Annotated in this window: 1 rRNA gene; it reads left to right on the plus strand. The window is 55.4% G+C overall.

What is annotated here, in order from left to right:
- Positions 1-113: 113 nt before the first annotated feature.
- A 23S ribosomal RNA gene (locus tag ACPF7Z_RS19155) occupies positions 114-1,913 on the plus strand; the annotation flags it as partial.

A 1,913-nucleotide genomic window follows, 5' to 3' on the forward strand; every position in this document is an offset into this window, starting at 1 on the left:
GTTCATCGAACAGTGGCTCTTTAACAACATGAATCAAGCTGACAAAGTGTAAGAGATACGACTCAAGCGTATCCGGCAATGTTGAATCGCGACCAGACCCCTTGGGGTTATATGGTCAAGCGATGAAGCGCATACGGTGGATGCCTAGGCAGCCAGAGGCGATGAAGGACGTGGAAGCCTGCGAAAAGGCTCGGCGAGGTGGCAAACGACCTGTGACCCGGGCATGTCCGAATGGGGAAACCCACCTTGTGTAAGCAAGGTATCGCCATGTGAATCCATAGCATGGCGAGGCGAACCGGGGGAACTGAAACATCTAAGTACCCCGAGGAACAGAAATCAACCGAGATTCCCCCAGTAGCGGCGAGCGACCGGGGAGCAGCCCTTAAGTCAGGTAATGGATAGGCGAACCGATTGGGAAGTCGGACCATAGGGGGTGACAGTCCCGTAGCCGAAATCCCTGCCTGGTGAAAACGAGTAGGTCGGGGCACGTGAAACCTTGACTGAAGACGGGGGGACCATCCTCCAAGGCTAAATACTCCTGGCTGACCGATAGTGAACCAGTACCGTGAGGGAAAGGCGAAAAGAACCCCGGCGAGGGGAGTGAAATAGATCCTGAAACCGTATGCGTACAAGCAGTGGGAGCACTCTCGTAGTGTGACCGCGTACCTTTTGTATAATGGGTCAGCGACTTATTTTCAGTGGCGAGCTTAACCGACTAGGGGAGGCGTAGGGAAACCGAGTCTTAACGGGGCGAGAAGTCGCTGGAAATAGACCCGAAACCGGGCGATCTATCCATGGCCAGGGTGAAGGTTGAGTAACATCAACTGGAGGCCCGCACCCAAGTATGTTGAAAAATGCTGGGATGAGCTGTGGATCGGAGTGAAAGGCTAATCAAGCCCGGAGATAGCTGGTTCTCCTCGAAAGCTATTTAGGTAGCGCCTCACGTATCACCGTCGGGGGTAGAGCACTGTTTCGGCTAGGGGCCCATCCCGGGTTACCAACCCGAGGCAAACTCCGAATACCGACGAGTGCAGCGTGGGAGACACACAGCGGGTGCTAACGTCCGTTGTGAAAAGGGCAACAACCCAGACCGTCAGCTAAGGTCCCCAAATGCTGGTTAAGTGGGAAACGATGTGGGAAGGCGAAGACAGCTAGGAGGTTGGCTTAGAAGCAGCCATCCTTGAAAGAAAGCGTAATAGCTCACTAGTCGAGTCGGCCTGCGCGGAAGATGTAACGGGGCTAAACCAGCTACCGAAGCTACGGGTGAGTCTGCGTCTTCGGATGTGGATTTGCGGTAGAGGAGCGTCGTGTACGCCGATGAAGGTTCGTTGAGAAGCGGGCTGGAGGTATCACGAGTGCGAATGCTGACATGAGTAACGACAAGGGATGTGAAAACCATCCCCGCCGGAAGACCAAGGGTTTCTGTTCGACGTCAATCGGAGCAGAGTGAGTCGGCCCCTAAGGCGAGGCCGAAAGGCGTAGTCGATGGGAAACGGGTTAATATTCCCGTACCGGTCATGATTGCGATGGGGGGACGAAGAAGGCTAGGTGAGCCAGGCGTTGGTGGTCCTGGTGAAAGTGCGTAGGCCGAGACGCTAGGCAAATCCGGCGTCTCAAGGCCGAGACACGAGACGAACAGCCCCCGGGCTGGAAGTCACTGATGCCCCGCTTCCAGGAAAAGCCTCTAAGCTTCAGATCATGAACGACCGTACCCCAAACCGACACAGGTGGTCAGGGTGAGAATCCTAAGGCGCTTGAGAGAACTCGGGTGAAGGAACTAGGCAAAATGGTGCCGTAACTTCGGGAGAAGGCACGCCGCGCTAGTGTGAAGGCCCTCGCGGCTGGAGCACGAGGCGGTCGAAGATACCAGGTGGCTGCAACTGTTTATTAAAAACACAGCACTCTGCTAACGC

The sequence above is a fragment of the Halomonas sp. GXIMD04776 genome, assembly GCF_049808615.1.
Lineage (GTDB): Bacteria > Pseudomonadota > Gammaproteobacteria > Pseudomonadales > Halomonadaceae > Modicisalibacter.